This window comes from Pontixanthobacter rizhaonensis (genome assembly GCF_012972675.1).
GTDB classification, from domain to species: domain Bacteria; phylum Pseudomonadota; class Alphaproteobacteria; order Sphingomonadales; family Sphingomonadaceae; genus Pontixanthobacter; species Pontixanthobacter rizhaonensis.
This window is the reverse complement of record NZ_JABCRE010000002.1, coordinates 1258020-1284287: the sequence shown is the minus strand read 5'-3', so window position 1 is coordinate 1284287 and position 26268 is coordinate 1258020. Positions and strand designations below refer to the sequence as shown.

Genomic DNA, 26268 nt, shown 5'->3' with positions numbered 1-26268 from the left:
TATTTTCAGTTTGCGGCGCGGATCATCGCTTCGATATCGGTGAATTTCTCCCGAGGGGCACCATCGCGGGCGGCTGCAGTCTCCGCTTCTTCGATTTTCTTCCAGTCTTGAAATGTGACGACATCAATGCCGCGGGTGCTGGCAAGGGCATCAAACCCCTCGCGGCCGGCTTTCCCAATCCTGCCTAACAAGCCGGCATCCATGTCTTCAGCGATTTTCTCTATCAGGCTGTAGCCATCTGGCCGGTTGGTACCGATGGTGCCAGAGGGGCCGCGCCGTGCCCATCCGACACAATACAGCCCGGTCAAAATCCGCCCTTCATCATTGGCAAACCGGCCCGCGCGTTCATCAAATGGAACGTCGGGAATGGGCGATGTGCGGTAGCCAATACAGGCAATAACCACATCGGCAGGGACTGAATAGAATTCGCCAGTGCCAATGGCGCGGCCTTTTTCAACTTCGGTACGTTCCACCTTAACGCTGGAAACATTTCCTTCGCCTTCCAGTGCGACGGGGTTGGCGTAAAAGTCGAACTCAACTTCAACCGGTTTTTCCGCGTGGATATCTTCCGGGATTGCGGCAAAACTACGCAAGTGGGTGACGGATTTGCGGATACCCGGTTCCAGAAATGCATCTTCTGTTTCATCGGGCAGATCGCTTTTGTCCACACGGGGCGATGCTGTGTTCAAATGGCCAAGTTCGCCAAGTTCTTTGGGGGTCATCATGATCTGATGCGGCCCGCGGCGGCCCATAATCGTGATCTGTTCAATGCCGGAGGAAGTGAGGGCATCAAGCGCGTGCCCGACGATGTCGCTACCCGCGAATTCCTCTGCGGTTTTTGCCATAATTCTGGCGACATCCAGCGCGACATTGCCCATGCCGATAACGACCGCATGTTTGCCTGACAGATCGGGTGCTAAGCCGGCAAATTGCGGGTGGCCATTATACCACCCGACAAAGGCTGCGCTGCCAAAGACATTACCCAACTGTTCGCCCGGAATACCCAATTGGCGATCATTGGGTGCGCCGGTTGCCAAGACGACGGCGTCATACAATTCTTGAAGCTCGCCAATCGTGATATCTTTGCCGATTGCAACATTACCAACGAAGCGGACATTATCGGTCAGGGCCGTCTTTTCATATCGCCTAGAGACGCCTTTGATCGATTGGTGATCGGGTGCGACCCCGGTGCGGATGAGGCCATAGGGTACGGGCAGGGCATCAAAAATATCGACCCGAATATCATCGCCCCACTGTTTTTGGGCAGCCTCGGCAGTGTAATATCCTGCCGGACCGGAACCGATAATCGCGATATGCCGCATACATCCCCCTCCCAAGTTTTAAGCCGCTTGTGACAGTTCTCCGTCATCTGGCGCGTCGAGATGATCGCGAATGGCTTTTACGCTTTTGTCTTTATGGCTGAGCAGGAACAAATGGCCGCCGCCCTCGACAACAACCAATTCGCTGTTCGGAATAAGCGAGTTGAGAATTTTGCCGTTGATGAGCGGCACAATCTGGTCATCATCGCCCATCATGATCAGTGTGTCTTTCTTCAAGAATGGCAAGGCCGGTACACTGGTCCAACCGATCATCGCGAGAAGTTGATACATATAGCCGCGCGGGGTTGGCGGGGTGAGGCGTGACATATGCTGGCTTTTGCCGCTGGCGGGTTTGCCATCTGCTGCCAACTCATTGCCGAGAGCGCCGCCATACAGCGTCTCGAAATGCTGCGCCATGAATTCGGGATCGATATAGCGGCGGGGGTTGGCCATTTTGGTGAGCGCCGCCGGATTGCCGGGGACCATGATCATGCCAGCAGTGGTGGCGATCAACACCAAGCGGCGGGTGCGCGCGCCATGTTGCAAGGCAAAATGCTGGGCCATAGCGCCGCCCCAACTGATGCCCATAACGTCGACAGTGTCGATGCCGAAACGGTCGAGCAACTGGGTCGCTGTCCACGACATTGTCACCGCGTTGTAAGGAATGGTCGGCTCAGGCGACTGTCCCACGCCGGGCATATCAAACATGATAAAGCCGCGATCACTCAGTTCCTCTGCGAGCGGCGCAACTGCTTCAATATTGGCCCCGATGCCGTTGAAGAACAGGATTGGCGGGTGGTCACTCGGTTTGTCGAGGTTCCAACGGGCCACACGCAACACACGCCCGCCCACATTTTCCATCGTTACTTCTGCTGAAGCCATTGGATCAGTCAAACAAAATTCCTTTGATATTAGGGGGCGCTTCAGACTTCTTCCAGCACATACAGACCCGGCGCCGGGTCGAGCGGTTTGTATTTGGCGTTACCCGTTTTCTTGGGCGACGCTTTCTTTTTGCCGGAGCGTTTGGATACCCATTCGGCCCAATAGGGCCACCAGCTGCCAGCCACTTCCTCGGCACCTTCCAGCCATTGATCGGCAGTTGCCGGCAGTTTTCCGCCGCCTTTCTGCACGAAATATTTGGCTTTGGGATTACCGGGAGGATTCAAAATCGCCTGCATATGGCCAGCTTGGCTGAGGACATATGTCACGTTCTTGGCGCCGAACAGTTGGGTCGAGCGATAGGTGGCTTTCCACGGCGTGATGTGATCGGTCACGCCGCCCAAAATGAACAGATCGCTGGTCACTTTGGACAGATCGACCTTGTGACCGATCATTTCCACTTCGCCCTTACGGGTGAATGCCAGTGTTTCAAACGCGGTCAGGAAATCGCCCATCAGGCTGGCGGACAGGTTCGTGGCATCCGCATTCCAGAACAGAACATCAAAGGCTGGTGGATCATCGCCCAGCAGGTAATTGTTGATGACATAGTTCCAGATCAAATCATTGGGGCGCAGCCATGCAAAGCCGCGGGCCAGATCATCGCCCTTGATCACGCCTTTTTTGGCGGCGCGCCGGCGGGCGAGTTGCATACCATTCTCGCTGACAAGAGAACCCGCTTCAATATCGTTTTGCTTGGGGTGCAGCACGCACACCATCAGCGTCAAAGCGCCCAGCAGGCTGTCTTTGTCTGAGGCCATTTTGCTGGCCAGCATCGCGGCTGTCTGGCCGCCAGAACACCCGGCTGACGCGTTGACTTTTTTGGAGCCGGTGATCGCTGAGACAGCCTCCATCGCTTCGCGGCAGGACCGGACGTAATCCGCCATATCCCAATGGCCTTGTTCCTTGGTGGGATTACGCCAGGAAATCACAAATGTCTGGATGCCGTTATCGAGCTGCCACTTCACAATCGATTTTTCGGGGCTCAGATCATTGATGTACATTTTGTTGATCTGCGGCGGGATGGTTAGCTGCGGAATTTCAAACACTTCATCCGTTGTCGGGGCGTAGTGGATCAGCTCCATCATTTCCGTCCGCAGAACGACAGAGCCCTTGGATGTCGCGATATTCTCGCCCAGCTTGAACGGCCGTTTGTCGACCTGGCTGACCATCCCTTTGTTGTTTACCAGATCATCATAGGCGTTTTTCAGACCTTTGACCAAGCTCAGGCCGCCGCTGTCGACCAATCGTTTCTGGGCGGTCGGATTGCCGATCAGTGTGTTGGTTGGGGCCAGGCTGTCGATGATGATGTTGGAGATGAAGTTGGCACGATCACGTTCAAGATCGTCCAGCTCCAATTCGTTCAACCAATTCCCCATGCCTTTCTGGATGGCCAGGTAATATTGCGCACCTGCCCGGAAAAACGGGTTAAATTGCCAAGCAGGATCGCGGAATCGTTTATCTTTGGGATCGGGCGCAAGGTCGGATTTTCCGGTCAGGATCTTAATCATGTCCTGACCCATTTCCTGGGCATGCTTCACGGAACGCATCGGATCGGAGGCTGTTTCCCGTAAAAGTAAGGCAATCGCACCGACAAAATCTTCTCTAGCAAGTCCGACCATCGGCCCCAGAGCCGTCGTCGACTGTGCTGCTTCGTCTTCTAGCTTGGTGCCTTCAGCCATGGTGTCTCCTGCCCGTAATTTTCGCCTTTCATGCACGGCGGTATGGCGATTGGCAAGCATCCACAAATGACAGTCCAAAATATGCAGATGATTTTGCGAAAATTAACCGTTTTTCAAAAGGGTTCCGGCATTGGGAGCGAATGGGCGACCGCCAAAACCAATCGAGGACTGCTGCCGGCAACACTGCCGAGCCATCTCGCGCGCCCGTAAAACCAGCGCAATTTGGTGCGCGTAAAGCCGCGCCTGCAGAGGGTGCTAAGGCAGCGCAAAAAAGCTCGGCAAAGGCCCCAACTAACCCCGATTCAGCCGATCGCAGGACCGGTGCGCAGCGTCGAAGCAGCGGAAACCGGCCGCCGCAGTCACCGGACCGGGTCCAGACCAATCGCAACTATCTGATTCCGACTGATTGGAAGTGGGTAGCAGCACCTGTTATTGTTGGTTCGCCATTGGCATCTGTGTTGACCGTTGCCATGCCGCATTGGTCGATCATACTTGCCACGATCGTCACTATAGCGGCTGCGTTTTGTGGCAATCATTTGGCGATCCGGGAGCGTGAACACGATTTCAATTCACAAGCGTTCACCGCCGCTGCGTGGGCCACAATTCTTTTTCCCCTTGCGGCGTCTGGATTTGTCTTTGGCTTTTGGGCGATCTACGGCAATCTGGCATGGCCTTGGGCGCTAGCAGGTTTGGTATCGGTCAATGCATTGGCTGCTACGCTCTTGAGCGGCCGGGTGATCCAGCATTTTGTCGGCCAACTTTCCAGCTGGGCCCCGATTGCAATAGTCGATGGACGCCCGGCGGCCTTTCTGGCGTTCGCATTCGCTACTGGTATCGCGGCAATTGTCGGACGCCATCAGGCCAATATCAACCGTTTGAGAGCGGAACGATCACAAGCGAAAGAGCGGGAACGAAACCGGGCGGAAGATATTCTGCGCGATTATGAGGAAACCGGGCAAGGCTGGTTCTGGGAAACAGACCGACGGGGCCTGATCTCGTACATCTCCCCGTCAATCATCGCAACGACCGGTAAGGCCGAAGAAGACATTCTGGGAAGGCCCTTCACAGAATTGTTCGATCTGGATGATGGCGACAAAGAAGGTGAGCGGACGCTCGCCTTTCACATGTCTGCTAGATCATCTTTCCGCGAGCTTGGGGTCAAGGCCAAGGTTACCAAAGACGAGCGCTGGTGGTCGGTCAGCGGCCGCCCCGCCTATGACGGATTTCAAAATTTTGTCGGCTTCCGTGGGTCGGGTACTGATCTAACAGAGAAGAAGCGCAGCGCCGAAAACGTCAATCGGTTGGCACAGTTTGACTCGCTTACCGGGTTGGCGAACCGTTTCCAGATGCAAGAGACTTTGGATAAGATCCTGAAGTCACGCCAAGAACGTGAACGCGAATGTAGCGTCTTCTTGCTCGATTTAGACCGGTTCAAGAACGTCAATGATACGCTCGGCCATCCGGCTGGCGATGCGCTGCTTAAGCAAGTTAGCGAGCGTTTGCAGGCTGCGGTGAAACAAAAAGGACGGGTAGGGCGCCTGGGCGGGGATGAGTTCGAAGTTATCATTCCCGGGCGTACGTCTTTGGAAATGCTGGCCCACTTGGCGCATGAGATCATTCACTCTCTGTCGCAGCCGTACTCAATTGACGGGCAGCGCGTGGTTATCGGCGCCTCTGTTGGTGTGTCGCGTGCGCCGGAAGATGGCAGCACAAGCGAAGACATCATTCGTAATGCTGACCTCGCGCTATATGCTGCTAAAGATGGTGGCCGAGGCAGATATCACTTCTATTCAAATGATCTGCACTCTGCTGCTGAGGAACGTAGCGCTCTAGAAGAAGATTTACGCGATGCGATAGCCAATGGCGGCCTGGAACTGCATTATCAGCCAGTAGTGGATTCTGGTAATGACACCATTACCGGATTTGAGGCGCTGCTCCGGTGGAACCACCCCAGTAAAGGTTGGTTGTCGCCGGCAAAATTTGTGCCAATCGCCGAAGATACCGGGCTGGTGAATACGATTGGCGAATGGGCCATTCGCATGGCGTGTGATGATATGGCGCAATGGCCAAGCAATATTCGCTGCGCGGTCAATGTCTCCCCGATACAATTCGCCAACCCTCAATTGCCAGCGGTTATCGCCAATGCATTGGCCCGTTCCGGCGTTCACCCGTCGCGACTTGAACTGGAAATTACCGAGAGCGTTTTCCTCAATGATGATGAGGGCACAGATACCATGTTTGCCGCGCTTAAGGCTATTGGTGTGCGCTTGGCTCTCGATGATTTTGGCACGGGTTATTCTTCGCTGGGGTATTTGAAGAAAGCCCCGTTCGATAAAATTAAGATCGATCAAAGCTTTGTTCGCGGCGCAACAGAAATTGGCAGTCGCAACGGCGCGATCATCTCATCAATCACCCGTCTGGCCAAAGATCTGAATATGGATACGACAGCTGAGGGCGTGGAAACGCTCGACGAACTTGACCTTGTTCGCGCGTTGGGCTGCAGCCATGTGCAAGGGTATATTTATGCCAAAGCGATGAACGGTGAAGACGCAAAACAGCAACTGAGCGATAGTGTGGTTCTGATGCCCAAGGGGCCGCGATCAGCCAGAGGCCATAGGCATACAATGTTGCGTAAGGTGGTGCTCGAAAATGACGGGCAGTTTTACAACGCGACAATCCGTAACATGTCCACGACTGGCGCCTTGGTCGAAGGGTTGTGGAACGTTCCTGCGGGTACGCGGTTCAACCTGGCCCTGTCTGAAACACAAATTGTGGCGGTAACGACCGTTTGGAGCGAGAGCGAGCGCATGGGCGTGACGTTCGCTCTGCCGATCCATTTTGACGGTAACGATATGGCAATCAAAACAGCTGCTTCGCCTGCCTTCCCTGCGGAACAGGCAAGGAAACGAGCATGAGAACAGAATTAATTTCTATGGAGAAATATCATGGCCAAGGGTAGTTTTCTATCACGGCTGAGTAATTCTAACGGGTCGGAAGTGGGTTCCGAGCCTATCAGCGCGATCACTAAAGGCGATTCAAAGCAGCGGCTTGAATTGTTCGATAGCTTCGAGAACCTCAACCTTGGCTGGTTCTGGGCTACCGATGCGCGCGGAAGAATGACATATCTTTCCAACCGTGCTGCACAATGTATCGGAAAAGAAGAAAAAGAGATACTGGGCGCCGCCTTGGGCTCATTATTTGTCCCCCAAGATAATGACGAATCAGACAAAGCCGAAAGGCCGCTACCCTTCTTGATCAGTGCGCGAAATGCTTTCACCGAGCTCGCGGTCCGGCTGGAAAAAGATGACGAAGATGCTCCGGACATTTGGTGGGCGATATCGGGTAAGCCGCAATATAATAGCGAGAAAGAATTCGTTGGATATCGGGGCACGGCCAAAGACATAACCAATCGTAGACAGCGTGATCGTGATGCATCGCGTTTGGCCCGTTTTGATGCGCTCACCGGCCTGTCAAACCGGCACCGGATGGAAAAGCGGCTGACCGCTATTTTGACAGCTTACAAGGCTGCAAAACGCAGTTGTGCATTGATGATGCTCGACCTCGACCGGTTTAAACAAGTGAATGATACGTTGGGCCATCCGGCTGGTGACGAGCTTTTGAAGCAAGTCGCACAACGGCTGAAAACGATTGTGGGCGAGACGGGTGAGATAGGCCGACTTGGCGGTGATGAATTTTTGATCATCCTGCCCGATATCGATGACCGCGGGCGGCTGGGCGACCTTGGCCAACGCCTAATCCAAATGATTTCCCAGCCCTATTCTATTGATGGTAGCCGGGCAATCATCGGCACCTCTGTCGGTATTGCAATTGCACCCTATGATGGTTTGGAAGCGGACGAGCTGGTTAGTAGTGCCGATCTGGCTTTATATTCAGCCAAAGGTGGCGGGCGCGGGCAGTATCGCTTCTATTCCAGTGATTTGAAAGAGGGCGCGCGCAAGCGGAAAGAGATCGAAGAAGATCTGCGTGACGCGTTGCAGCAGAACCAGATCGAATTGCATTATCAGCCGCTCGTTCAAGCTGGTACCAATAAGGTAGCTGCGTTTGAAGCCCTGATGCGTTGGAACCATCCTGAGCGGGGTTGGATTAGCCCGGGCCAGTTTATTCCGATCGCTGAGGAAACCAGCATCATTGCTGATCTCGGTGAATTTGCGCTCTATCAAGCGTGCCGTGATACCATTCAATGGCCCGGCGATTTGCGTGTTTCCGTGAACGTATCCGCAGTGCAGTTCAACAATGAGGATTTTCCGAATATTGTACAGCGGGCTTTGACAGCTACGGGTCTCCATCCGGACCGGCTGGAGTTAGAGATTACCGAGAGTATTTTCATGGGTGATCCCTATGCAACCGCTCGAACTTTCAAAGCGTTAAAGTCAATCGGTGTCCGGTTGGCACTAGATGATTTTGGTACCGGCTATTCCTCGCTCGGCTATCTTCGCGACGCTCCGTTTGACAAGATTAAGATTGATCAGAGTTTTGTGCGCGGCTCCACCGAAAGCGACAATAACAACGCAGCGATTATCACCGCGATTGTTAGCATGGCACAGGCGCTTAAAATGGACACCGTTGCTGAAGGCGTTGAAGCTCAGGATGAGTTGGAGCTTGTAACGCAGCGCGGTGCCACACTGATTCAAGGGTTCATTTTTTCACGAGCTATGCCTCAGAAAGATGTGCTTGAACGTTTGGAAAATGGCAATCTGGAATTCACCCCGTCCGGCCCGGCCAAACACCGGGCAGATCGCCGGACGGTGTATCGCAGAATTGGTGTGATCCACGAAGATCACCGGTATGAAGCTGTGCTGCGTAACATTTCCAAAACCGGTGCGATGATTGAAGGTATGCTAGACGTTCCAATCGGGACGGAGCTTGTTTTGGATTTGGGGCAAGGGCAGCTTGCGGTTGGCTGTGTCCGCCGGTCCAAAGGGGCCACTCAAGGGCTTGAATTTGAAAGCAGCCTTGTCAGCGACGGTGCCGACGGATTGTGTACCCGCCACCGGGTCAATCCATATTCGCTGGCAGCGGCTGGAATGCCGCTTGCCGCGCTGCCTCAAGGCAATTACCCCTTGATGCCGCAACTCAATGACGGACCAGCATCGCGGCCTCAATTTATGCAAATTGATATGAGCAATAAGTTCGATTGATCCAATATTGCGGGTTCTGGATGAGAGAACCTGCTGACAGCGGCTCGCTCTCTCGCTAAAGGCGGGGAAAGCACTATGGTGTGCGTTCCTTCCTACTGTACCGGCGATTCATGACCGACTTAAAAAATATCCGCAATTTCTCCATCATTGCGCACATTGACCACGGCAAATCCACCTTGGCGGACCGGCTGATCCAATTCACGGGCGGCCTGACCGATCGCGAAATGTCCGAGCAAGTTCTCGACAATATGGATATCGAGAAAGAGCGCGGCATCACCATCAAGGCGCAGACCGTGCGTCTGTCCTACCCCGCCAAGGATGGCCAAACCTATCAGCTCAACCTGATGGACACGCCCGGCCATGTTGACTTCGCCTATGAAGTATCGCGCAGCCTTGCCGCGTGCGAAGGCGCTTTGCTGATCGTGGATGCGGCGCAGGGGGTTGAGGCGCAGACGCTCGCCAATGTCTACCAATCCATCGAACATGATCACGAAATCGTGCCGGTGATCAACAAGATTGATCTTCCCGCGGCAGAGCCGGAGCAAGTGCGGCAGGAAATCGAGGATGTGATCGGCCTCGACGCATCGGAGGCGGTCTTGGCCTCCGCCAAATCGGGCATCGGGATTGAGGAAATCCTGGAACAAGTCGTCGCCAAAATCCCGCCGCCCAAGGGGGAACGCGACGCGCCGCTCAAGGCCAGCTTGGTCGATAGCTGGTACGATCCCTATCTCGGCGTGGTCATCCTCGTCCGCGTGATTGATGGCGTGATCAAGAAAGGCCTCAACGTCAAATTCATGATCGGCGAGACCGAGCATCTGGTTGACCGCGTCGGTTGCATGAGCCCGAAAATTACCCAATTGCCAGAACTCGGCCCGGGCGAGATCGGCTTTATCACAGCCCAAATCAAGGAAGTCGAACAGGCCCGCGTGGGTGACACCATCACCACCGTGAAAGGCGGCGCGACAGAGCCATTGCCCGGCTATAAAGAAGTCCAGTCCGTGGTGTTCTGCGGTATGTTCCCGGTCGATGCGGCAGATTTTGAGAAGCTGCGCGAAAGCATCGCCAAATTGCGGCTGAATGATGCCAGCTTCACGTTCGAGACGGAAAGCAGCGCCGCGCTCGGCTTCGGCTTTCGCTGCGGGTTCCTCGGCCTGTTGCACTTGGAGATTATCCAGGAACGGCTGACCCGCGAATATGATCTGGACCTGATCACCACCGCGCCGTCGGTGGTTTACCGGATGCAGCTCAACAAATCGCGCAATGATGATGCGCGCGAGCTGATGCTGCACAACCCCGCCGATTATCCCGACCCCAGCCGGATCGACATGATCGAGGAACCGTGGATCAAGGCGGTGATCTACACCCCCGACGAATATCTCGGCTCCATCCTGAAGCTGTGCCAGGACCGGCGCGGCGTGCAGAAAGACCTGACCTATGTCGGCGGCCGCGCGCAAGTGACCTATGAATTGCCACTCAACGAAGTGGTGTTCGATTTTTACGACCGGCTCAAAAGCATCTCACGCGGCTATGCCAGCTTTGATTACGAACAAATCGGCCTGCGCGAAGGCGATCTGGTGAAAATGAGCATTCTGGTGAATAATGAACCGGTCGATGCGCTCAGCATGATCGTCCACCGCAGCGTGGCCGAGGCGAGGGGCCGCCACATCTGTGAGCGGATGAAAGACCTGATCCCGCGCCACCTGTTCAAAATCCCCGTACAAGCCGCCATCGGCGGCAAAGTCATCGCCCGCGAAACGATCGCCGCGATGCGTAAAGACGTGACCGCCAAATGCTACGGCGGCGACATCAGCCGCAAGAAGAAACTTCTGGAGAAACAGAAGAAGGGTAAGGCGAAGATGCGAGAGTACGGAAACGTGAGTATCCCGCAGGAGGCGTTTATTGCTGCGCTTCGGATGGGGGAGGAGTGACCTTTAAGGGGTTTACTTGCTTGGCTGCTATTCTATCTCTCTTAGTATGAACGAAAAACCAATTACTTCTTGGTCGGAAATTACCCTTACGGACCTATTTTATGCCTTTCGTAAAGCAAAAGTAGATTGCTATTATGAAACTTCAGTAAGAGTCGCTGAGGCATTCATTGAATATGAACAAAATTTGAGCGGAAACCTTGCAGAGTTGCTTCAAAAAATTCAAACAGGACAATGCGAAAGCATTCTGTTAGTCAAGAATGAACAAGCTGCAATCTTTCCTAAACAACTCGTGTTTGGAAAGAACGACCCGAATAAGAAGGCGGGGCATTCCTTTTTCTCTGATGCTGCAAGAAACACGAGAAGCTTTGAGGATGAGGATGCGTCGCCAGAATTTCGTATAATAGGTGATTTTAGTGTTGAGGTGCATGTTCTATCGGCCCTTTGGGTGAATCTGATTGGGCATAAATTTGATGCTGCTCTAAGTGACACAGCCTTGGCATCCCGTTTAAGGCGTTATCGAACCAATATGGTTCAAGGGATTAGAGGAAAGTATCACGTTGAGGCTATTGGATCATTTGAGCCATATTACACCCCATATAAGCATTGGCGAGATGGCGGCCTGAATGCCATTGAAGAGGCACTCCGAAACGACCTAAGTGTGGCTGCTTTGACCTTAGATGTGAGTAATTTTTACCATAGCATCGATTGCTCGTTTGCAGCGGACACTGAATTCCATCAAAGTTTAGGATTTGAACTCAGCGATTTCGAATCTGACTTCACCAAGAGTTTTGTTCACTTCTTAAATCGTTGGGCTGAATTATGTGCGAATAAAATTCAAGAGTTTGGAGGTAGCGAGCAAACTGTAGGGGGCCTTCCTATCGGCCTCTCGATTGTAAGAATTTTGGCAAATAGTGTCTTGGATGTTCTCGACCGTGCAGTTGAGAACTCGATTCTTCCCATCTATTACGCGAGATACGTAGATGATATTTTCCTTGTCATTAAGGATACTGGAAAATTTTCTTCGCAAGAAGATCTTTGGAGGTTTATCTTAGCTCGTATTCCTATGCTGAAGCAGCGGGAGGGTTCTGATAGTGTGGAAATTGACTTACCCAAATGGGGCGGGAAGACAGTTCTGAAATTTCATACCCAAAAGCAGAAATGCTTTTTTTTGAAAGGGAGATCAGGGCTCGATCTTATAGACAATATCTCTTCGCAAATTCGTGAAATATCCAGTGAGCGACGGCTCATGCCTTTGCCGGAGGACTTGGAACAAGGGCAGGCTGCAAGAGCGTTGACCGCTTCCGGCGGGTTAGATGAAGCTGACAGTTTAAGGAGAGCTGATGGCCTCACTCTTCGACGGCTCGGTTGGTCGGTTCTTTTGCGTTCTGTTGAAGTATTGGCGAGAGATTTGCGTCCTGCCGACTGGTCCGAAGAACGGCATAAATTCTATGATTTTGCACACGAGCATGTCATCCGGGCCGATAGAATTTTGGGCCATATTGATAGGCTTCCGCGTTTGTTTGCTATCACGGTAGCGCTGGCAGACTGGCCAGCCGCAAAGCGGATTTATAGCGAAACGATCTCAGCGATTTACGCTCTTGAGACGCTGGCAACGGGCAAGGCGAGGGTGAACGGAGAAGTATGTGAGCCGGCCAATGCGGAGATGTGGAACGAGACACGATCTCGAGTTGATTCATACTTCAGAGAAGCATTGATTAGAGCTTACCCGACAGAGCAGGGCGTTCCAAAGGCAAGAGCTTTTGAAACAATGCTCGATCAAATCGGAATTCAAGCCGTAGAGCTTAGCAGGTTGGCTTTGTTATCTAGAGAGGCTGACTGGTCACGCCTACCGTATAAAGAGCATATTCGCCTTCATGCGGATCGACACGCACCTCTTAAACCTGAAGAAGATTCCCTGTCGGCATTGTATACGCATCATGAAATGCTGCGAAGGTTCCTGAATAGTTCAATTGGAAAACATGGTGCTCGCGAACCATCTCGCTTATCTGTTGATATTAGCGAGTCGCCATTCGACTCTTTCTTTCCATTCCTATTTCCGACCAGAGCATACACTCCGGAAGAGATTGCCTTGTATCTGCCAACAGAATGTGTTGCAGGTGATCCAATTGTAGCTGCCCATACTTGGGCGGAATATACCAGAGCGGTTAGAGGGGTCTGGGTGCGAAGCGAATTGGCCGAGAAATCAGTCTTGCCAGCTCGCGCCCCTTCGGAAAAGCAAGAAAACTCACAGAGCGTGGAAGGTACTGATGGACCAAAGTGGCCCATTGATAGTGACTATGTGAAGATTCAAGGCAGCAATCGTAACTTCCCGATCAAGGTCGGGATTACGAATTTCAAGACTTCAGATCAAACTTGGGCGCAGAGTGCAAGCGGGGTATCTGATATCACACCGGCCCGCTACCGTGCGATCGCAGGGCTGATAAATCAGGCTTTGAGGGAGCCGGAAAGTCCTGATTACATTGTTTTTCCGGAACTATCGCTACCAGCGGCTTGGATACCAACAATATCAGGTAGACTAAGAGAGGGTGGAATAAGCCTGATAGGTGGTTTAGACTATACGCACCTGCCCGACGGTACAATTGAAAGTTCTGCTGTTTTGGTCCTTGATGATCACCGGCTCGGTTATCCCACTTCGTTACAGTTAAGGCAGCGGAAATCTGAACCAGCACCCGGTGAAGATGAGAACTTGCATGTGAGTCATGGGAAAAGATGGAACAAGCCACGGACTGAGCTAAAACCAGTATATTCTCACAACGATTTCCATTTTTCTGTGCTGGTCTGCAGCGAACTCCAGAACATAGTCTATCGTAATGATCTACAAGGAAAGATCGATTGCCTTTTCATTGTTTCGTGGAACAAGGATATTGAAACGTTTGCGGCATTAGTTGATTCCGCAAGCCTTGACGTACATTCTTACGTCGCACTGTCCAACAACAGAGCTTACGGCGACAGTCGAGTTCGCCGACCAGCAAAGAAATCTTTCGAGCGAGATTTGTGCAGGGTACGAGGCGGAATAAATGACCAATTGGTAATCGTAGAGATTGATCCGCGTATGCTGCGAGCTCAACAAAGTCGCGCTACACGGTGGCCAAAGAAAACAGACCAGTACAAGCCTGCACCGGAGGGATTTTTGATAACTGGCAAGAGAAAAACTATTCCTAGCTGAATAAGTGACTGGCCGCTAACTAAAATTGTTGATTATTGGAGCTGGTACCATCCGGAACTATTGGCGCCGTCTAGCCTTCAAAGGCCGATCAGAATATTGCAATCTATTTGTCGCGCTCTTGCCTCGCGCCTTTCCTACACCCGCCATCCCGCGCTAAAATAGCCAGATGTACCGCCAAAAGTCACACGTAACTCGCTGTATTTCCCCTGTTCTCCGCCCTCTATCCGCCTCGAATAGTTTTTCCCCTTGGACAGTGTCCCATGTGTCCCTTTCCTACAGGATTGGGGCCGCGCTTGGGTGGCTCATTCGGTCCATCATCTGGCGCCGCTTCCAAAGGTGTTGCGGCCATGTTTTTGCAAACTCGCGGGATAAGGTCGCAACCTTCACTTGGCGTTCAGCATATGGGTGGGTATAGGCAGGCCTATGACTAATGCTTCACGCCGTCCGCGCGCTATTTCTCGTTCTGCCCTTATGGCATCCGCTCTTTGTGCCAGCACTCTGTTGCTGACCGCTTGTGGCGGTATTGGCGGCGGGGGCGGTGGGACCAACGACACCGCCTATGTCGCACGCGATGTGGAGACTTTGTACAGTTCTGCCAAAGGCTATCTCGACCAGGGTAATGCGCAGGTGGCAGCAGCCCTGTTTGACGAGGTGGAGCGGCAGCACCCTTATTCACCTTGGGCGCGGCGGGCGCAGTTGATGAGCAGTTTCAGCTATTACGTTGGCCGCGATTATAACAAGGCGATTGCCAGTGCGCAGCGCTTCTTGTCGATCCACCCGGGCAACAGGGATGCGCCCTACGCCTATTATCTGATCGGCCTGAGCTATTACGAGCAGATCAGCGACGTAACCCGCGATCAGAAAATTACCGAGCAAGCGCAGATTGCCTTGACCGAAGTAACGCGCCGTTTCCCGACCACCGAATATGCCGCCGATGCGCGGCTGAAGCTGGACCTTGTGAATGATCACTTGGCGGGCAAGGAAATGGAAATCGGGCGGTATTATCAGCGGTCTGGCCGGTGGCTTGCGGCGCAAATCCGCTTCCAGAATGTGATCGAGACATACGAAACGACCAGCCACGCGCCTGAGGCGTTGTACCGTCTGACAGAAAGCAGTCTTGCTTTGGGTGTGCCGGAAGAGGCGGTGAAATATGCCGCCGTTTTGGGTGCAAACTATCCCGGCAATGAATGGTATGAAAAAGCCTTTGAACTGGTGGGTGACGAGGCGCCGGGTGTAACCGCCAGCTAAGGCCTGTTCCACAATTTGACTTGCAAAGTGACGGGGCTTGCCCTCTGCTTCCACTGACGGAGCGGAATAAGGGGGAGTGACATCGCACACTGGTTAGGCCGGTTGAAAGCGGGGCCGGTGATGGCTGGCCTGCTGATCGTGGCGTTGGTCGCGATCCTGCAATTCGCCAATATTCCGGCGACTGACCGGCCCGGTATGGCGGTGTTCGATACCTATCAACGCGCCGCCCCGCGCCCCTATGAAGACGCCGCCGTCCGCGTGATCGACATTGACGAAGAATCGATCGGGCGGATCGGGCAATGGCCATGGCCCCGCACAGAAATTGCGAAACTGACCGACCGGTTGGCAGAGGCAGGGGCTGCTGCAATTGCCTTTGATATTGTGTTTTCAGAAGCTGACCGGACGTCACCGGAACAGATCGCCCGTCAGATTGGCGATAGCGATCGGGCGCTGGCTACGACATTGGCGAACTTGCCCAGCAATGATGAACGATTGGCGGATAGCTTCGCGCTTTCGCCGGTTGTGAACGGCCTGTTTCTGGTGCGGGATGAGCGGAATACGGAATTGGAATTGCCATCAGGCATGGCAATTTTTGGTTCCCCTCCGACCGAAGCGCCAACTGGTTTTCGCGGCACAGTGCAGCCGCTTCCGATCTTGCGAGAGGCCTCCGCCGGCCTCGGCTCGCTCAGTATCGACAAGGATGTCGACGGGGTGGTCCGCAAAGCGCCGCTGTTGTTCCTATACGGTGATCAAGCCGTACCTGCCTTATCAGTAGAGGCTCTACGTGTAGCTCAACAGGCCGAATCCACGATGATCAGGACCAGCGATGGCAGCGGTGAAACGCCTGGGGCCGCGGGGGCCGTGGTCTCTGTACAGGCGGGCCAATTCACTGCACCCACCACTGCGCAAGGGGAGCTGTGGCTGCATTATACGGACAATGTTCCCGGCCGAACTATTCCCGCATGGCAGATACTGGAAGGAACGGGTGGCTCCGGCGATTCCGTAGAGGGGATTGAAGGGCAAATCGTCTTCGTCGGTGCTAGCGCGGTGGGTCTGCGTGATCTGGTGACGACGCCATTGGCAGGTCAGGTGCCAGGGGTGATGGTGCACGCTCAAGCAGCTGAACAGATGATTCTGGGCGAGTATTTGACACGCCCTGATTGGGCGAGGGGGCTTGAGCTGCTTGTTGTCATAGTGCTGGGGGTGGCGCTTTCGGTGCTGTTGCCGAAGCTGGGGGCATTGCCGGGTGCGATCGTCGGTCTAGCCGGAATTGGCGTTATTGCAGCTGGCAGTTGGGCTGCATTCAGTAGTTTGGGATATCTGCTCGATCCGACTTTTCCAATAACCGTAATTGTTCTCGTTTACGGGCTTCAAACACTGTTGGGCTTCTATCAAGAAGAACGGCAACGGTCCTATATTCGCAATGCTTTTGACCGCTATCTCTCGCCGGAAATGGTCCGCCAGATTGCTGCCAACCCTGACAAGCTGGAACTAGGCGGAGAGGAGCGGGAGATGACTGTGCTGTTCTGCGACATCAGAGGGTTCTCCCGTATTTCCGAGCAATATGAACCACAGGAAGTCATCAATTTTCTGACGGGGTTCCTGACGCCGATGTGCGACATCTTGCTTGGGCACAAAGGGACAGTCGATAAGTTTATCGGCGATGCAATCTTGGCGTTTTGGAACGCGCCACTGGATGATCCCGATCAGTTCAAGAACGGCGCACGGGCTGCGCTGGCTATGAATGCCGCGCTTGCAGAGTTGAACCAGACGATGCCCACCAATAACGGCCAAGTGTGGCCCGATGATGTGCAGATCGGTATTGGCCTCAATGCGGGCCTGTGCTGCGTTGGGAATATGGGATCGCAGCAGCGTCTATCCTATTCGCTGATCGGTGACACGGTAAACATTGCATCGCGGTTTGAAGGGCTGACCAAGCAATATGGTGTGGCGATATTGATTGGCAGTGCGCTGGCGGATCAATTGGATGGGTTTGCGCTTCTGGAATTGGACCGGGTCAAAGTAGTCGGGCGTGACGCGCCGGATACCATCTTTGCGCTGATTGGTGACGAGACGGTTGCCGGCTGCGACAAGCATCAAATGCTATCCGAACAGCATAGGGAATTCCTGTCCGCCTATCGCAGCCAGAAGTGGGCCGATGCAAAGCGTTTTCTGACAGATAATGCGGCATCATATGAAACCGCAGGTCTGGGCAAGTTACGCCAGATTATGATGGCGCGCATTGCTAAGCTGCAAAAGGTTCCACCGCCGCCAACGTGGGACGGCGTATTTCAAGCGACAGAGAAATAGCGGCCAATCTCAACAGATGTTGGCGCCCGGTGCAGGAACGCAATCTTCTTCTCCGCCCGTCAAGATCGCACCCAAGACGGCCCCTGCGACGGCAGCCGGGATCAGCGTTTTCAACAAGCCGCCTTTATTCGCGTTGGTAACGCGCGGGGCGAGTTCGTCTTGCACTTTGGCCAAGCCGGGCTGAGACAAGCGGAACGGCCCGATTGGCGGTGCCCCTGGGCGGGGGATGTAGGCGGCAAGTGCTGGCTCAGTCAGGCTGACTGTTTCGCCGGCTGCGGTGACATCGGCCAAGCCGACATCCAGGCCCCCTGCAGTCGCTGCGCCCGGGCCGCGTAACACGATCAGCGTGGCGGTGTCCTTGTCGCTATCTACTCCATCAAGGAAGGGTTCGTCCTTGGCAATTTTTGCGGCACGCTTGCCGACAATACCATCTACAACTGTACCGCGAATACCAATCGATCCGGTTGTCGTGTTAACCTTAGCAGATGATTTTTTTGTCCGCCGTCCAGACATGAAGCGGAAGGCACCGGTACTCACAGTCGCGCTGGTCGAGCGGCTTTTGCCGGGATCATAGACAAACTTATTGATCGTCAGGCGAGCATTGGATGCCAGCGTCAATGTCGACCGGTCCAGCAGCATGATCTGGACCTTGCTTTTGCTCTTGGTTTGCACCGTATCGCCCCAAGCAAGACGCTGACGGCGCTTTATCTTAACCGCCTTTTTGATCGAAGCATTGTTCAGCCTGACATCGCCCACGACCGATGCGGCGATGCCAACGCGAACAGGGGCAGATGCGGCAGGCGTAACCGCGATAAAGGCCGCGATGAAAGCCAGAAATAGAGCTTTGGGCGAAGTGAGTACGGCAGCGTTCATTGCGCTTCTCCGGTGCCAAGTTTGCAAATCTTCTGGGTCTGCGCCCACAATTCTTCAGAAAAACGCTTCTCTTTCAACTTGCCCAGCTCTGCCTCACCGCCGGGTAGATCGTCGATCCGGCAGAGATATACGGCGTGCAAAATCCGCGCCGAATCTGATTTGGGGTGAAGCGCCAGCACCCGTTCGATCGTGCCCAATGCTTCCAAAAACTCGCCGCGTTTTGCCTGTTCTTGGGCAAGCAACAGGCCGCTTTCTTCTTCCGCTGAGGCATCGGCCAATTGATCCAGTTCGACAAACGGATCGACCGGCGTCGATTCGGCTACAGGATCTTGCGCACTGACTGCCGGGGAGGAGGCAAAACTACCGAAAAGAAATACGGCCGCGAACCATCGTTGATTAAAGCTTTTCATCTCTTCCCCCTCAAGTGAAAGATAGTCGTAGCAGATTAACCGGAATTGCCCAATTCCAGAGCGTTTGCATGACAGATCGGCGCAAATGGGACAATTCAATGCCGCTGCATCAACAAAATTGTTTGCGAAAGCGAACTGCAATCGTGACGCCGCGCGCGCCTTGGGCTAACACCTGTCACAACATTATGCTTACTCAGCTTTCCATCCGTAATATCGTTCTCATCGAAGCGCTCGATCTGCATTTTGCAGGCGGCCTTGGTGTGCTGACGGGTGAGACGGGTGCCGGTAAGTCGATTCTGCTTGATGCAGTGGGGTTGGTGCTGGGTAATAGGGCCGATATGGGCCTGATCCGAGCGGGCGCAGATCAAGCCAGTGCAACTGCGACATTTGAATATTCGGTCATTCCGGCTGCGCTCCAGTCAATTCTGGACGATGCAGAGATTGAAATTGAACCGGGTGAGCCGCTGATTGTCCGGCGCAGATTGAAAGCGGATGGTGGTTCCAAAGCGTTTGTGAATGACCAGCCAGTTGGTGTTGCTCTCCTACGCGAAATGGCAGGGACGCTGGTTGAATTGCATGGGCAGCATGATGATCGCGGGTTGGTCAATCCGCGCGGACATATGCGTTTGCTGGACCGGTATGCCGGAACTGATGCGGATAAGGTTGCCCGCGCGTGGACAGTGTGGCGCGATGCGGAGGCTAAGCTGGCTGAGGCGAAGGCATCGATTGATCAGGCCAAAGAAGATGAAGATCTGCTGATCGCACATCTGGCAGAGCTTACTGAATTGCGACCAATTGCAGGCGAAGAGGCACAATTGGCGGGCTTGCGGTCCGACATGCAAAAAGGCGAGCGGCTGCAAGGCGAGCTCGAAGATTTGCGCAAGGTGTGGGATGGGTCAAAATCGCCACTAGCGCTGCTGCGCAGTGCAGCGCGCAAGCTTGATCGGATTGCAGAAGAACATTCGCTGCTGGCAGACGCGCTGGAATCGCTTGATCGCGCCGTGGTGGAGGCGGGAGAAGCAGAGGATAAGCTCACCGCAGCTGGTCATTCTCTCGTCCATGATCCGGCGGCGCTAGATGATGCGGAAACGCGGCTTTTTGAATTGCGGGCGGCGGCGCGCAAACATCGGTGCGATGTTGAGGCTTTGCCCGCCTTGATGGTTGAAATGAGAGCGCAGCTGGACGCCATTGAAAGCGGCGAAGCGGGTGTTGGCGCGCTGGAAAAAGCGGCACAGGCGGCGGCGGAATCCTATCGCTCAGCGGCGCAAAAGCTGCATGATGCACGCGCGAGTGCGGCGAAGAAGCTGGACAAGGCAGTTGCCGCGGAACTTGCCCCGCTCAAGCTGGATGCGGCGAAATTCCAAACGGCGGTGGAAGCCTTGCCGGAAGACCGCTGGGGCCCGACGGGAATGGACAGCGTCGAGTTTCTGATTTCCACAAACCCCGGCGCGCCTTTCGCACCGCTCAACAAAATCGCATCGGGCGGGGAACTGTCGCGATTTATCCTCGCGTTAAAAGTGGCGCTGGCAGAGAAAGGCGGCGCGGCAACAGTGATTTTTGACGAGATTGATCGCGGGGTTGGCGGTGCAGTGGCATCCGCGATAGGCGACCGTTTGGCACGGCTGGCGAGCGGAGGACAATTGCTCGCCGTAACCCACAGCCCGCAAGTGGCTGCACGCGGCGGCGAGCATTATATGATTGCCAAGTCGAGCGAGGGTACGGTCACGCGGACGTCGGTTGGCTTGCTGGATGCTGATGCCCGCCAAGAAGAAATCGCACGAATGCTCAGCGGCGCTGAAGTGACGCCGGAGGCTAGGGCGCAAGCAGTGCGGTTGTTGGAGGGGGTGTGATATGTCCACCAGAGTAGCGGCGCTTTTGCTCGCGATTTTCGGATTGTTGCTACCTAGGGTGGCGCAATCGTCTGAGGCGATCACCATGCCGCCGGCGGCGATTATCGAGTTCGGAGAGTGGCCTTTAGAGAGTGCTGATCCAGACGCTGTCGAAGCCATGTTCCGGCATCGCATAAAGCAAACCCAGGACAGGTTTGGTGAGAAGCTCGATTTCGTCTGTCTGGCATATGCCTACGGACAACCGACCCAAGACTATATTGAGCGGTTTTCCGATCTTGGAGTGATCATAAAAGGTCGATATTCTTGTTCTCCCGACTACATTGACCAGCAATTCGCCGTATTGATTGATCTGGCTGAAATCCGATGTTTGAGCCGGCGTTGCACGGCGATCACCGGACTATCATTTGGACATACGATCGAGAAGTCGGTCTGGATTTGGGCCGAGAAGTCTGACGAAGCCTGGATGGTCGCCAAAGTGGCGCCAAGATGACCGAGCCTTCGGAAGCCGATGCCGCCAATGAACTGATGCGCCTTGCTCGCCAGATTGCGAAGCATGATGAGCTGTATCACGCCAAGGATGCGCCGCAGATTTCGGATCAGGAATATGATGCGCTGATCCGCCGCAATCGTGAGCTGGAGGAAGCGTTTCCGCATTTGGTCCGGCCAGACAGCCCGAGCCAGAAAGTCGGTCATGCGGTCGCGGCATCGCCATTGAGCAAGGTAACGCATGAGGTTCGCATGATGAGCCTCGACAATGCGTTTAGCGACGAGGAAGTTGCAGAATTTGCTGCACGTGTTCGCCGCTTTTTGGCATTGCCTGATGGTGAGCCAATTGCCTTCACCGCAGAGGACAAAATTGACGGGCTGTCCTGTTCGCTCCGCTATGAAAATGGCAAACTGGTTCGCGCGGCAACACGCGGCGATGGGCAAGTGGGGGAAGACGTGACGACCAACGTCGCATATATTCCGGATATACCCCAGCAACTGCCGGAAGGTGCGCCCGATGTGTTCGAAATTCGGGGCGAAGTATATATGTCTCGCGCTGATTTTGCTGCACTCAATGCTGCGCAGCAAAAGGCGGACGGGAAGCTGTTCGCGAACCCCAGAAACGCAGCCGCCGGATCGCTACGCCAGAAGGATGCGAGCGTCACTGCAAAACGCCCGTTGAAGTTCTGGGCACATGGGTGGGGTGATGCCTCGGCCATCCCCGGCGAAACGCAAGCAGATGTTGTGCGCCAGTTAGAGACGTGGGACGTGCCGGTATCCCCGTTGTTCACGCGCTGCGAAACACTGGCTGAGATGTTGGCGCATTATCAGCAGATCAACACTGCGCGGCCGGATTTGCCTTATGAAATTGACGGGGTCGTGTTCAAAGTCGATCGGCTGGATTGGCAAAAGCGGCTGGGTTTTGTGACCAAGTTTCCGCGTTGGGCCATCGCGCGGAAATTCCCTGCTGAACAGGCCGAAACAACATTGGAAAGCATCGACATCCAAGTTGGGCGCACGGGCAAGTTGACGCCGGTCGGGCGGCTCGCGCCGGTGCTGGTGGGCGGCGTTACCGTGACCAATGTGACCTTGCACAACCGGGACGAAATCGCGCGTCTGGGCGTTCGGCCCGGTGACCGAGTGAAGGTGCAACGCGCTGGGGATGTCATCCCGCAAGTTGTCGAGAATTTGACACTTGATGCACAGCGGGACGCGTACCAGTTTCCAGATCGGTGCCCCGAATGTGATAGCGAAGCTGTCGCTGAGGAAGGTGAAGTTGATATACGGTGCACAGGCGGGTTAATCTGCCCGGCGCAGCGCACGGAAAGGCTAAAGCATTTCGTCAGCCGCGGCGCGCTGGATATTGATGGATTGGGCGAGAAAACCATTGATCAGTTCTTTGCGCTTGGCTGGCTGGAAAGCCCCGCTGACATCTTCCGGCTGCATACCCGCAAAGACGCTATTCTTGCGCTGGAAGGATGGCAGGAAAGGTCGGTTGAGAAGCTGATGGATTCCATCGAAAATAAACGCGCGCCCGATGCAGCACGGCTGTTATTCGGACTGGGTATCCGCCATGTCGGCGCGGTTACAGCACGCGAGTTGCTCAAGACATTTCATACCCTGCCGGCTGTCCGCATGGCAGCGGAAACAGCACGCAATGCTGGCGATGGCAGCGAGTCCGAAATCACGGCTATCGACGGTATCGGCGGAGCGGTTGCAGAGGCGCTAGGCGATTTTTTCCATGAAGAGCACAATGTGGCGGTTTGGGAAGATTTGCTGAACGAAGTCAGTCCGCCGCTTTATGAGGTTGAGACGTTGGACAGCCCGGTAGCCGGCAAAGTGGTGGTGTTCACTGGCAAATTGGAAACGATGAGCCGGGACGAGGCGAAAGCACAGGCAGAACGGCTGGGGGCGAAGGCATCAGGCTCCGTCAGCGCAAAAACCGATTTGCTGGTCGCAGGGCCGGGCGCAGGTAGTAAGCTGAAAAAGGCGGCTGATCTGGGTATCGAAGTGATTGATGAAGCGGCGTGGGCAGATATCGTGAAAGCGGCGGGATGATATTCCGCGCTGCATTGGCCAAGGCGCTATGCGCTTTATCCTGCATCGCACTTGCTGCATGTGGCACATCTGGCGAAGACGATATTACGGCTGCGCAACCGCAGGGAGAGGCAACTGAAAGCCCCGTTGCTGTTCCAGCATTGCCAGCAGAACAGGTTGCACTTGATGCACAACTGAAATCCAACGCGGCCGCGTTTGACGGAGTGATTGGCCTAGCGGTGCGTGATGTGGAGCGTGACCGGCTCATCCACTATAACGGAGAACGTCTGCTTCCCCAGCAAAGCCTGAGTAAATTATGGGTGGCGCTCGCCGCGTTGCAAAGAGTGGATACAGGCGAGCTGGACCTGAATGAAAGCGTATCGGTGTTTCGCAGCGATCTTACCGTCTTTCACCAACCGATCCGCAAGATCGTTCTCGCGCGCGGGGCATTTCATACCAACTATGCAGATTTGCTGCGCAGGGCGATTACCGAGAGCGATAACACCGCGAACGACATGCTGCTGAAGCGCGTCGGTGGCCCGCCCGGTGTACGCAATAGTTTGATCAGCGCCGGGCTGGACGGGATCAAATTCGGCCCCGGAGAACGTGAGATGCAAAGCGCGCTTGCGGGGCTGGAATGGGATCCTTCCTTTTCCATTGGTAAGCGGTTTTTCGAAGCACGAAAAGCTGTCCCCGCTGCGCAGCGCAAAGTGATATTTGATGAATATGTTGCGGACCCGGTCGATGGGGCAACCCCGAATGCGATTGCGCTGGCACTGGCCAAATTGGCCAAGGGAGAGCTGTTGCAGCCTGAAACAACGGCGTTGATGCTGGGCCTGCTTGATGATGTGAAAAGCGGTCCAAACAGACTGAAAGGGGGGGTACCTTCGGGCTGGTCGATCGGGCACAAGACGGGAACAGGGCAAGTGCTGGATATCGTCCCGCCCGGCGTAATCGGCGACCAGACAGGCTATAATGATGTGGGGATACTGACAGCGCCAGACGGGCATCGTTATGCTATTGTTGTGCTGATCGGTAGGACGGCAACGCCGGTACCAGAGCGGATGGAATTGATGCACAGGATTGTCACCGCTACTGTCGCATATCACTATCGGGCGAAGGGGCAGGGCGTTCCTGAGCAAATGCTTCCAAAACCAACAGAGGATACGCTTTGAAACTGGAGGAAAAGCTCGACGAAAAGGCGCTGCCGCTTCTGCGCCAATTCATGCGTGATCTTGAGTCACCGGCGCAAGTGCGCCGTTTCGGCAGCGGTTGGCTTTCCGGTTTCTTCGCCATTTTGCTGGCGGCGGCTGGCCTGATTATGGTTGTCGCCTTGCGCTTTCCTGATTGGTTCGCGACACCTGAACTTGCGGTGATTAAGGATTGGAGCGGTTTTCGTACCGTTCTCCATGTCATCCTGCTCGGCAGCTATGCTTTGTCCTTGCTCAGCTTGCTGCTGAGGCCGCGCAAAGCGCTGGGGTTGGTCGCATTGGTGATTGGTCTTGGTGCAGCGTTGATTGGCGGATCTGCCGTTCGAGCGGAAGAAACGCAGAGCTGGGGCATATTCTTCGGGTTGGATTTCTTTATCGTCAACCTGCTGGTCACGGGTTTTATGTTCGCGCCGCTGGAACGGTTCCGTCCGCATCGCCGCGAACAACGCTTGTTCCGCAATGAATGGCGCGAAGACTTGTTCTATTTTCTGGTCAGCACGATGTTTGTCCAAGTGCTGGCCTTTATCACGCTGTCACCGTCAGAGATTATCAACGCCAATACCAGCAATTGGGATGCGTTCCGCGCATTCGTGGCGAGTATGCCGTGGTTGCTGCAATTTGTGATCGCGGTGTTCATTTCTGACATGGCGCAATATTGGTATCACCGGCTGTTCCATCAGGTGCCGTTCCTGTGGGGTTTCCACGCGGTCCACCATAGCGCCAAGAGCATGGATTGGCTGGCCGGATCGCGGATGCATATTGTCGAGGTTATCCTGCTGCGAACAATCACATCCCTGCCGCTGTTCACCCTCGGTTTTGATGCGTCTGTGATGCAAGCTTATATCGGCTTCGTGTATATCTACTCGTCATTGCTACACGCCAATGTGGGCGGCAATTTCAATCGGTTGGGGCACTGGGTTGCGACGCCGCGCTTCCACCACTGGCATCACGGATTGGAACGTGAAGCTTTTGACGTGAATTTCGCAATCCATTTCCCGTTTATCGACAAGATGTTCGGGACCTTCCATTTGCCGGAGGATCGCTGGCCGAAAGATTACGGCATTCCAGAGGATGTGCCAAAGGGATATAGTAAGCAGTTCCTCTATCCGTTGACGCGCACCGGCGAAAAGACCGATTGATGCTGACCGAGCTTCATCCCCAAGCGCTGCGTATTGCTGAGTTATTGCGGGCACGGGGCGAGAAAATCGCAGTGGCAGATGGCGCGACCGGCGGCTTGATTGCGGCATCGTTGCTGACGGTACCAGGCGCGCTGGATTTCTTTGTCGGGGGCGGGACGGTATATTCATTCCGTGCCCGCGACGTGCTGTTCGATCAGCCGCGTGAGGCGTATAAAGGAATGCGCGGCGCCAGTCCGGAATATGCGCTGCTGCAAGCGCGATCGATCCGCGATAATTTCCATGCTGATTGGGGCATTGCCGAAAGCGGTTCAGTAGGGGGCAGTACTCATCCCACCGGCGCGCCGGGAGGGACCAGCTGCGCCGCGATAGTCGGCCCCGATGGCGATTGGGTACAGGTGACGGAAACAGGCCGGGATGACCGGATTGGAAATATGGAAGCGTTTACTCGCGCGGCATTGGCGCATTTGGAAAAAACGCTAAAGTCGGTTTAGGT

17 protein-coding genes are annotated in these 26268 nt (G+C 54.6%); 12 read left to right on the top strand and 5 right to left on the bottom strand.

Going from position 1 to position 26268, the window contains the following annotated elements; all coding sequences use genetic code 11:
* Window positions 1–5: 5 nt before the first annotated feature.
* From HKD42_RS06055 to HKD42_RS06045, 3 genes are read right to left on the bottom strand one after another with little or no spacing between them, the layout of a single operon-like run.
* On the bottom strand, window positions 6–1322 hold the full coding sequence (locus HKD42_RS06055; RefSeq protein ID WP_170011213.1) for an FAD-dependent oxidoreductase: 1317 nt from the start codon (window positions 1320–1322) through the stop codon (window positions 6–8).
* Window positions 1323–1340: 18 nt separating this feature from the next.
* Entirely contained in the window at window positions 1341–2213 is an 873-nt protein-coding gene (locus HKD42_RS06050; RefSeq protein WP_246236768.1) for an alpha/beta fold hydrolase, read from the bottom strand.
* A gap of 29 nt (window positions 2214–2242) precedes the next feature.
* Window positions 2243–3937, bottom strand: coding sequence for a PHA/PHB synthase family protein (locus HKD42_RS06045; RefSeq protein ID WP_170011211.1), 1695 nt, complete (start codon window positions 3935–3937; stop codon window positions 2243–2245).
* Between the two features lie 140 nt (window positions 3938–4077).
* Between HKD42_RS06045 and HKD42_RS06040 the strand changes: the two genes are divergently transcribed.
* From HKD42_RS06040 to HKD42_RS06015, 6 genes are all read left to right on the top strand, one after another.
* A complete protein-coding gene (locus HKD42_RS06040) occupies window positions 4078–6852 on the top strand; it encodes a putative bifunctional diguanylate cyclase/phosphodiesterase (RefSeq protein WP_246236766.1) in 2775 nt (924 codons plus the stop codon).
* A gap of 30 nt (window positions 6853–6882) precedes the next feature.
* Complete coding sequence (locus tag HKD42_RS06035) at window positions 6883–9096, top strand: EAL domain-containing protein (RefSeq protein ID WP_170011209.1); 2214 nt, start codon at window positions 6883–6885, stop codon at window positions 9094–9096.
* Between the two features lie 110 nt (window positions 9097–9206).
* Window positions 9207–11024, top strand: a complete 1818-nt coding sequence (gene lepA, locus HKD42_RS06030; RefSeq protein WP_170011207.1) for a translation elongation factor 4 — start codon at window positions 9207–9209, stop codon at window positions 11022–11024.
* A gap of 46 nt (window positions 11025–11070) precedes the next feature.
* Window positions 11071–14211, top strand: coding sequence for a hypothetical protein (locus HKD42_RS06025; protein WP_170011205.1), 3141 nt, complete (start codon window positions 11071–11073; stop codon window positions 14209–14211).
* A gap of 423 nt (window positions 14212–14634) precedes the next feature.
* Window positions 14635–15459: an outer membrane protein assembly factor BamD gene (locus HKD42_RS06020; protein WP_246236764.1), complete on the top strand. Its 825-nt coding sequence runs from the start codon at window positions 14635–14637 to the stop codon at window positions 15457–15459.
* 120 nt (window positions 15460–15579) lie between these two features.
* Window positions 15580–17769 (top strand): CHASE2 domain-containing protein, encoded by a 2190-nt coding sequence (locus HKD42_RS06015; protein ID WP_170011203.1) that lies wholly within the window; start codon window positions 15580–15582, stop codon window positions 17767–17769.
* A 9-nt stretch (window positions 17770–17778) separates the two neighbouring features.
* On the opposite strand, the gene HKD42_RS06010 is transcribed toward HKD42_RS06015, so the two are convergent.
* A complete protein-coding gene (locus tag HKD42_RS06010; RefSeq protein WP_170011201.1) occupies window positions 17779–18642 on the bottom strand; it encodes a FecR family protein in 864 nt (287 codons plus the stop codon).
* On the bottom strand, window positions 18639–19052 hold the full coding sequence (locus HKD42_RS06005) for a hypothetical protein (protein WP_170011199.1): 414 nt from the start codon (window positions 19050–19052) through the stop codon (window positions 18639–18641). Before HKD42_RS06005 ends, HKD42_RS06010 begins: the two co-directional genes overlap by 4 nt.
* A gap of 185 nt (window positions 19053–19237) precedes the next feature.
* Here HKD42_RS06005 and recN point away from each other — a divergent pair, with 185 nt between their 5' ends.
* From recN to HKD42_RS05975, 6 genes are read left to right on the top strand one after another with little or no spacing between them, the layout of a single operon-like run.
* A complete protein-coding gene (recN, locus tag HKD42_RS06000; protein WP_170011197.1) occupies window positions 19238–20902 on the top strand; it encodes a DNA repair protein RecN in 1665 nt (554 codons plus the stop codon).
* A 1-nt stretch (window position 20903) separates the two neighbouring features.
* Window positions 20904–21392 carry a hypothetical protein gene (locus HKD42_RS05995; RefSeq protein WP_170011195.1) on the top strand — a complete coding sequence of 163 codons (489 nt, stop codon included), beginning with the start codon at window positions 20904–20906 and terminating at the stop codon, window positions 21390–21392.
* Complete coding sequence (gene ligA / locus HKD42_RS05990) at window positions 21389–23446, top strand: NAD-dependent DNA ligase LigA (RefSeq protein ID WP_170011193.1); 2058 nt, start codon at window positions 21389–21391, stop codon at window positions 23444–23446. Before HKD42_RS05995 ends, ligA begins: the two co-directional genes overlap by 4 nt.
* Window positions 23443–24600, top strand: coding sequence for a serine hydrolase (locus HKD42_RS05985; protein ID WP_170012154.1), 1158 nt, complete (start codon window positions 23443–23445; stop codon window positions 24598–24600). The genes ligA and HKD42_RS05985 overlap by 4 nt, the downstream gene beginning before the upstream one ends.
* Window positions 24597–25775, top strand: coding sequence for a sterol desaturase family protein (locus tag HKD42_RS05980; RefSeq protein WP_246236763.1), 1179 nt, complete (start codon window positions 24597–24599; stop codon window positions 25773–25775). Before HKD42_RS05985 ends, HKD42_RS05980 begins: the two co-directional genes overlap by 4 nt.
* Window positions 25775–26266: a CinA family protein gene (locus tag HKD42_RS05975; protein WP_170011189.1), complete on the top strand. Its 492-nt coding sequence runs from the start codon at window positions 25775–25777 to the stop codon at window positions 26264–26266. Before HKD42_RS05980 ends, HKD42_RS05975 begins: the two co-directional genes overlap by 1 nt.
* Window positions 26267–26268: the final 2 nt, after the last annotated feature.

Coding starts and splice junctions, on each gene's coding strand:
- HKD42_RS06010 (WP_170011201.1), bottom strand. CDS start 18,642: ATGAACGCTGCCGTACTCACTTCGCCCAAAGCTCTATTTCTGGCTTTC.
- ligA (WP_170011193.1), top strand. CDS start 21,389: ATGACCGAGCCTTCGGAAGCCGATGCCGCCAATGAACTGATGCGCCTT.
- HKD42_RS06025 (WP_170011205.1), top strand. CDS start 11,071: ATGAACGAAAAACCAATTACTTCTTGGTCGGAAATTACCCTTACGGAC.
- HKD42_RS06020 (WP_246236764.1), top strand. CDS start 14,635: ATGACTAATGCTTCACGCCGTCCGCGCGCTATTTCTCGTTCTGCCCTT.
- HKD42_RS06055 (WP_170011213.1), bottom strand. CDS start 1,322: ATGCGGCATATCGCGATTATCGGTTCCGGTCCGGCAGGATATTACACT.
- HKD42_RS05995 (WP_170011195.1), top strand. CDS start 20,904: ATGTCCACCAGAGTAGCGGCGCTTTTGCTCGCGATTTTCGGATTGTTG.
- HKD42_RS06015 (WP_170011203.1), top strand. CDS start 15,580: ATGGCTGGCCTGCTGATCGTGGCGTTGGTCGCGATCCTGCAATTCGCC.
- lepA (WP_170011207.1), top strand. CDS start 9,207: ATGACCGACTTAAAAAATATCCGCAATTTCTCCATCATTGCGCACATT.
- HKD42_RS05975 (WP_170011189.1), top strand. CDS start 25,775: ATGCTGACCGAGCTTCATCCCCAAGCGCTGCGTATTGCTGAGTTATTG.
- HKD42_RS06045 (WP_170011211.1), bottom strand. CDS start 3,937: ATGGCTGAAGGCACCAAGCTAGAAGACGAAGCAGCACAGTCGACGACG.
- recN (WP_170011197.1), top strand. CDS start 19,238: ATGCTTACTCAGCTTTCCATCCGTAATATCGTTCTCATCGAAGCGCTC.
- HKD42_RS06005 (WP_170011199.1), bottom strand. CDS start 19,052: ATGAAAAGCTTTAATCAACGATGGTTCGCGGCCGTATTTCTTTTCGGT.
- HKD42_RS05985 (WP_170012154.1), top strand. CDS start 23,443: ATGATATTCCGCGCTGCATTGGCCAAGGCGCTATGCGCTTTATCCTGC.
- HKD42_RS06040 (WP_246236766.1), top strand. CDS start 4,078: ATGGGCGACCGCCAAAACCAATCGAGGACTGCTGCCGGCAACACTGCC.
- HKD42_RS06035 (WP_170011209.1), top strand. CDS start 6,883: ATGGCCAAGGGTAGTTTTCTATCACGGCTGAGTAATTCTAACGGGTCG.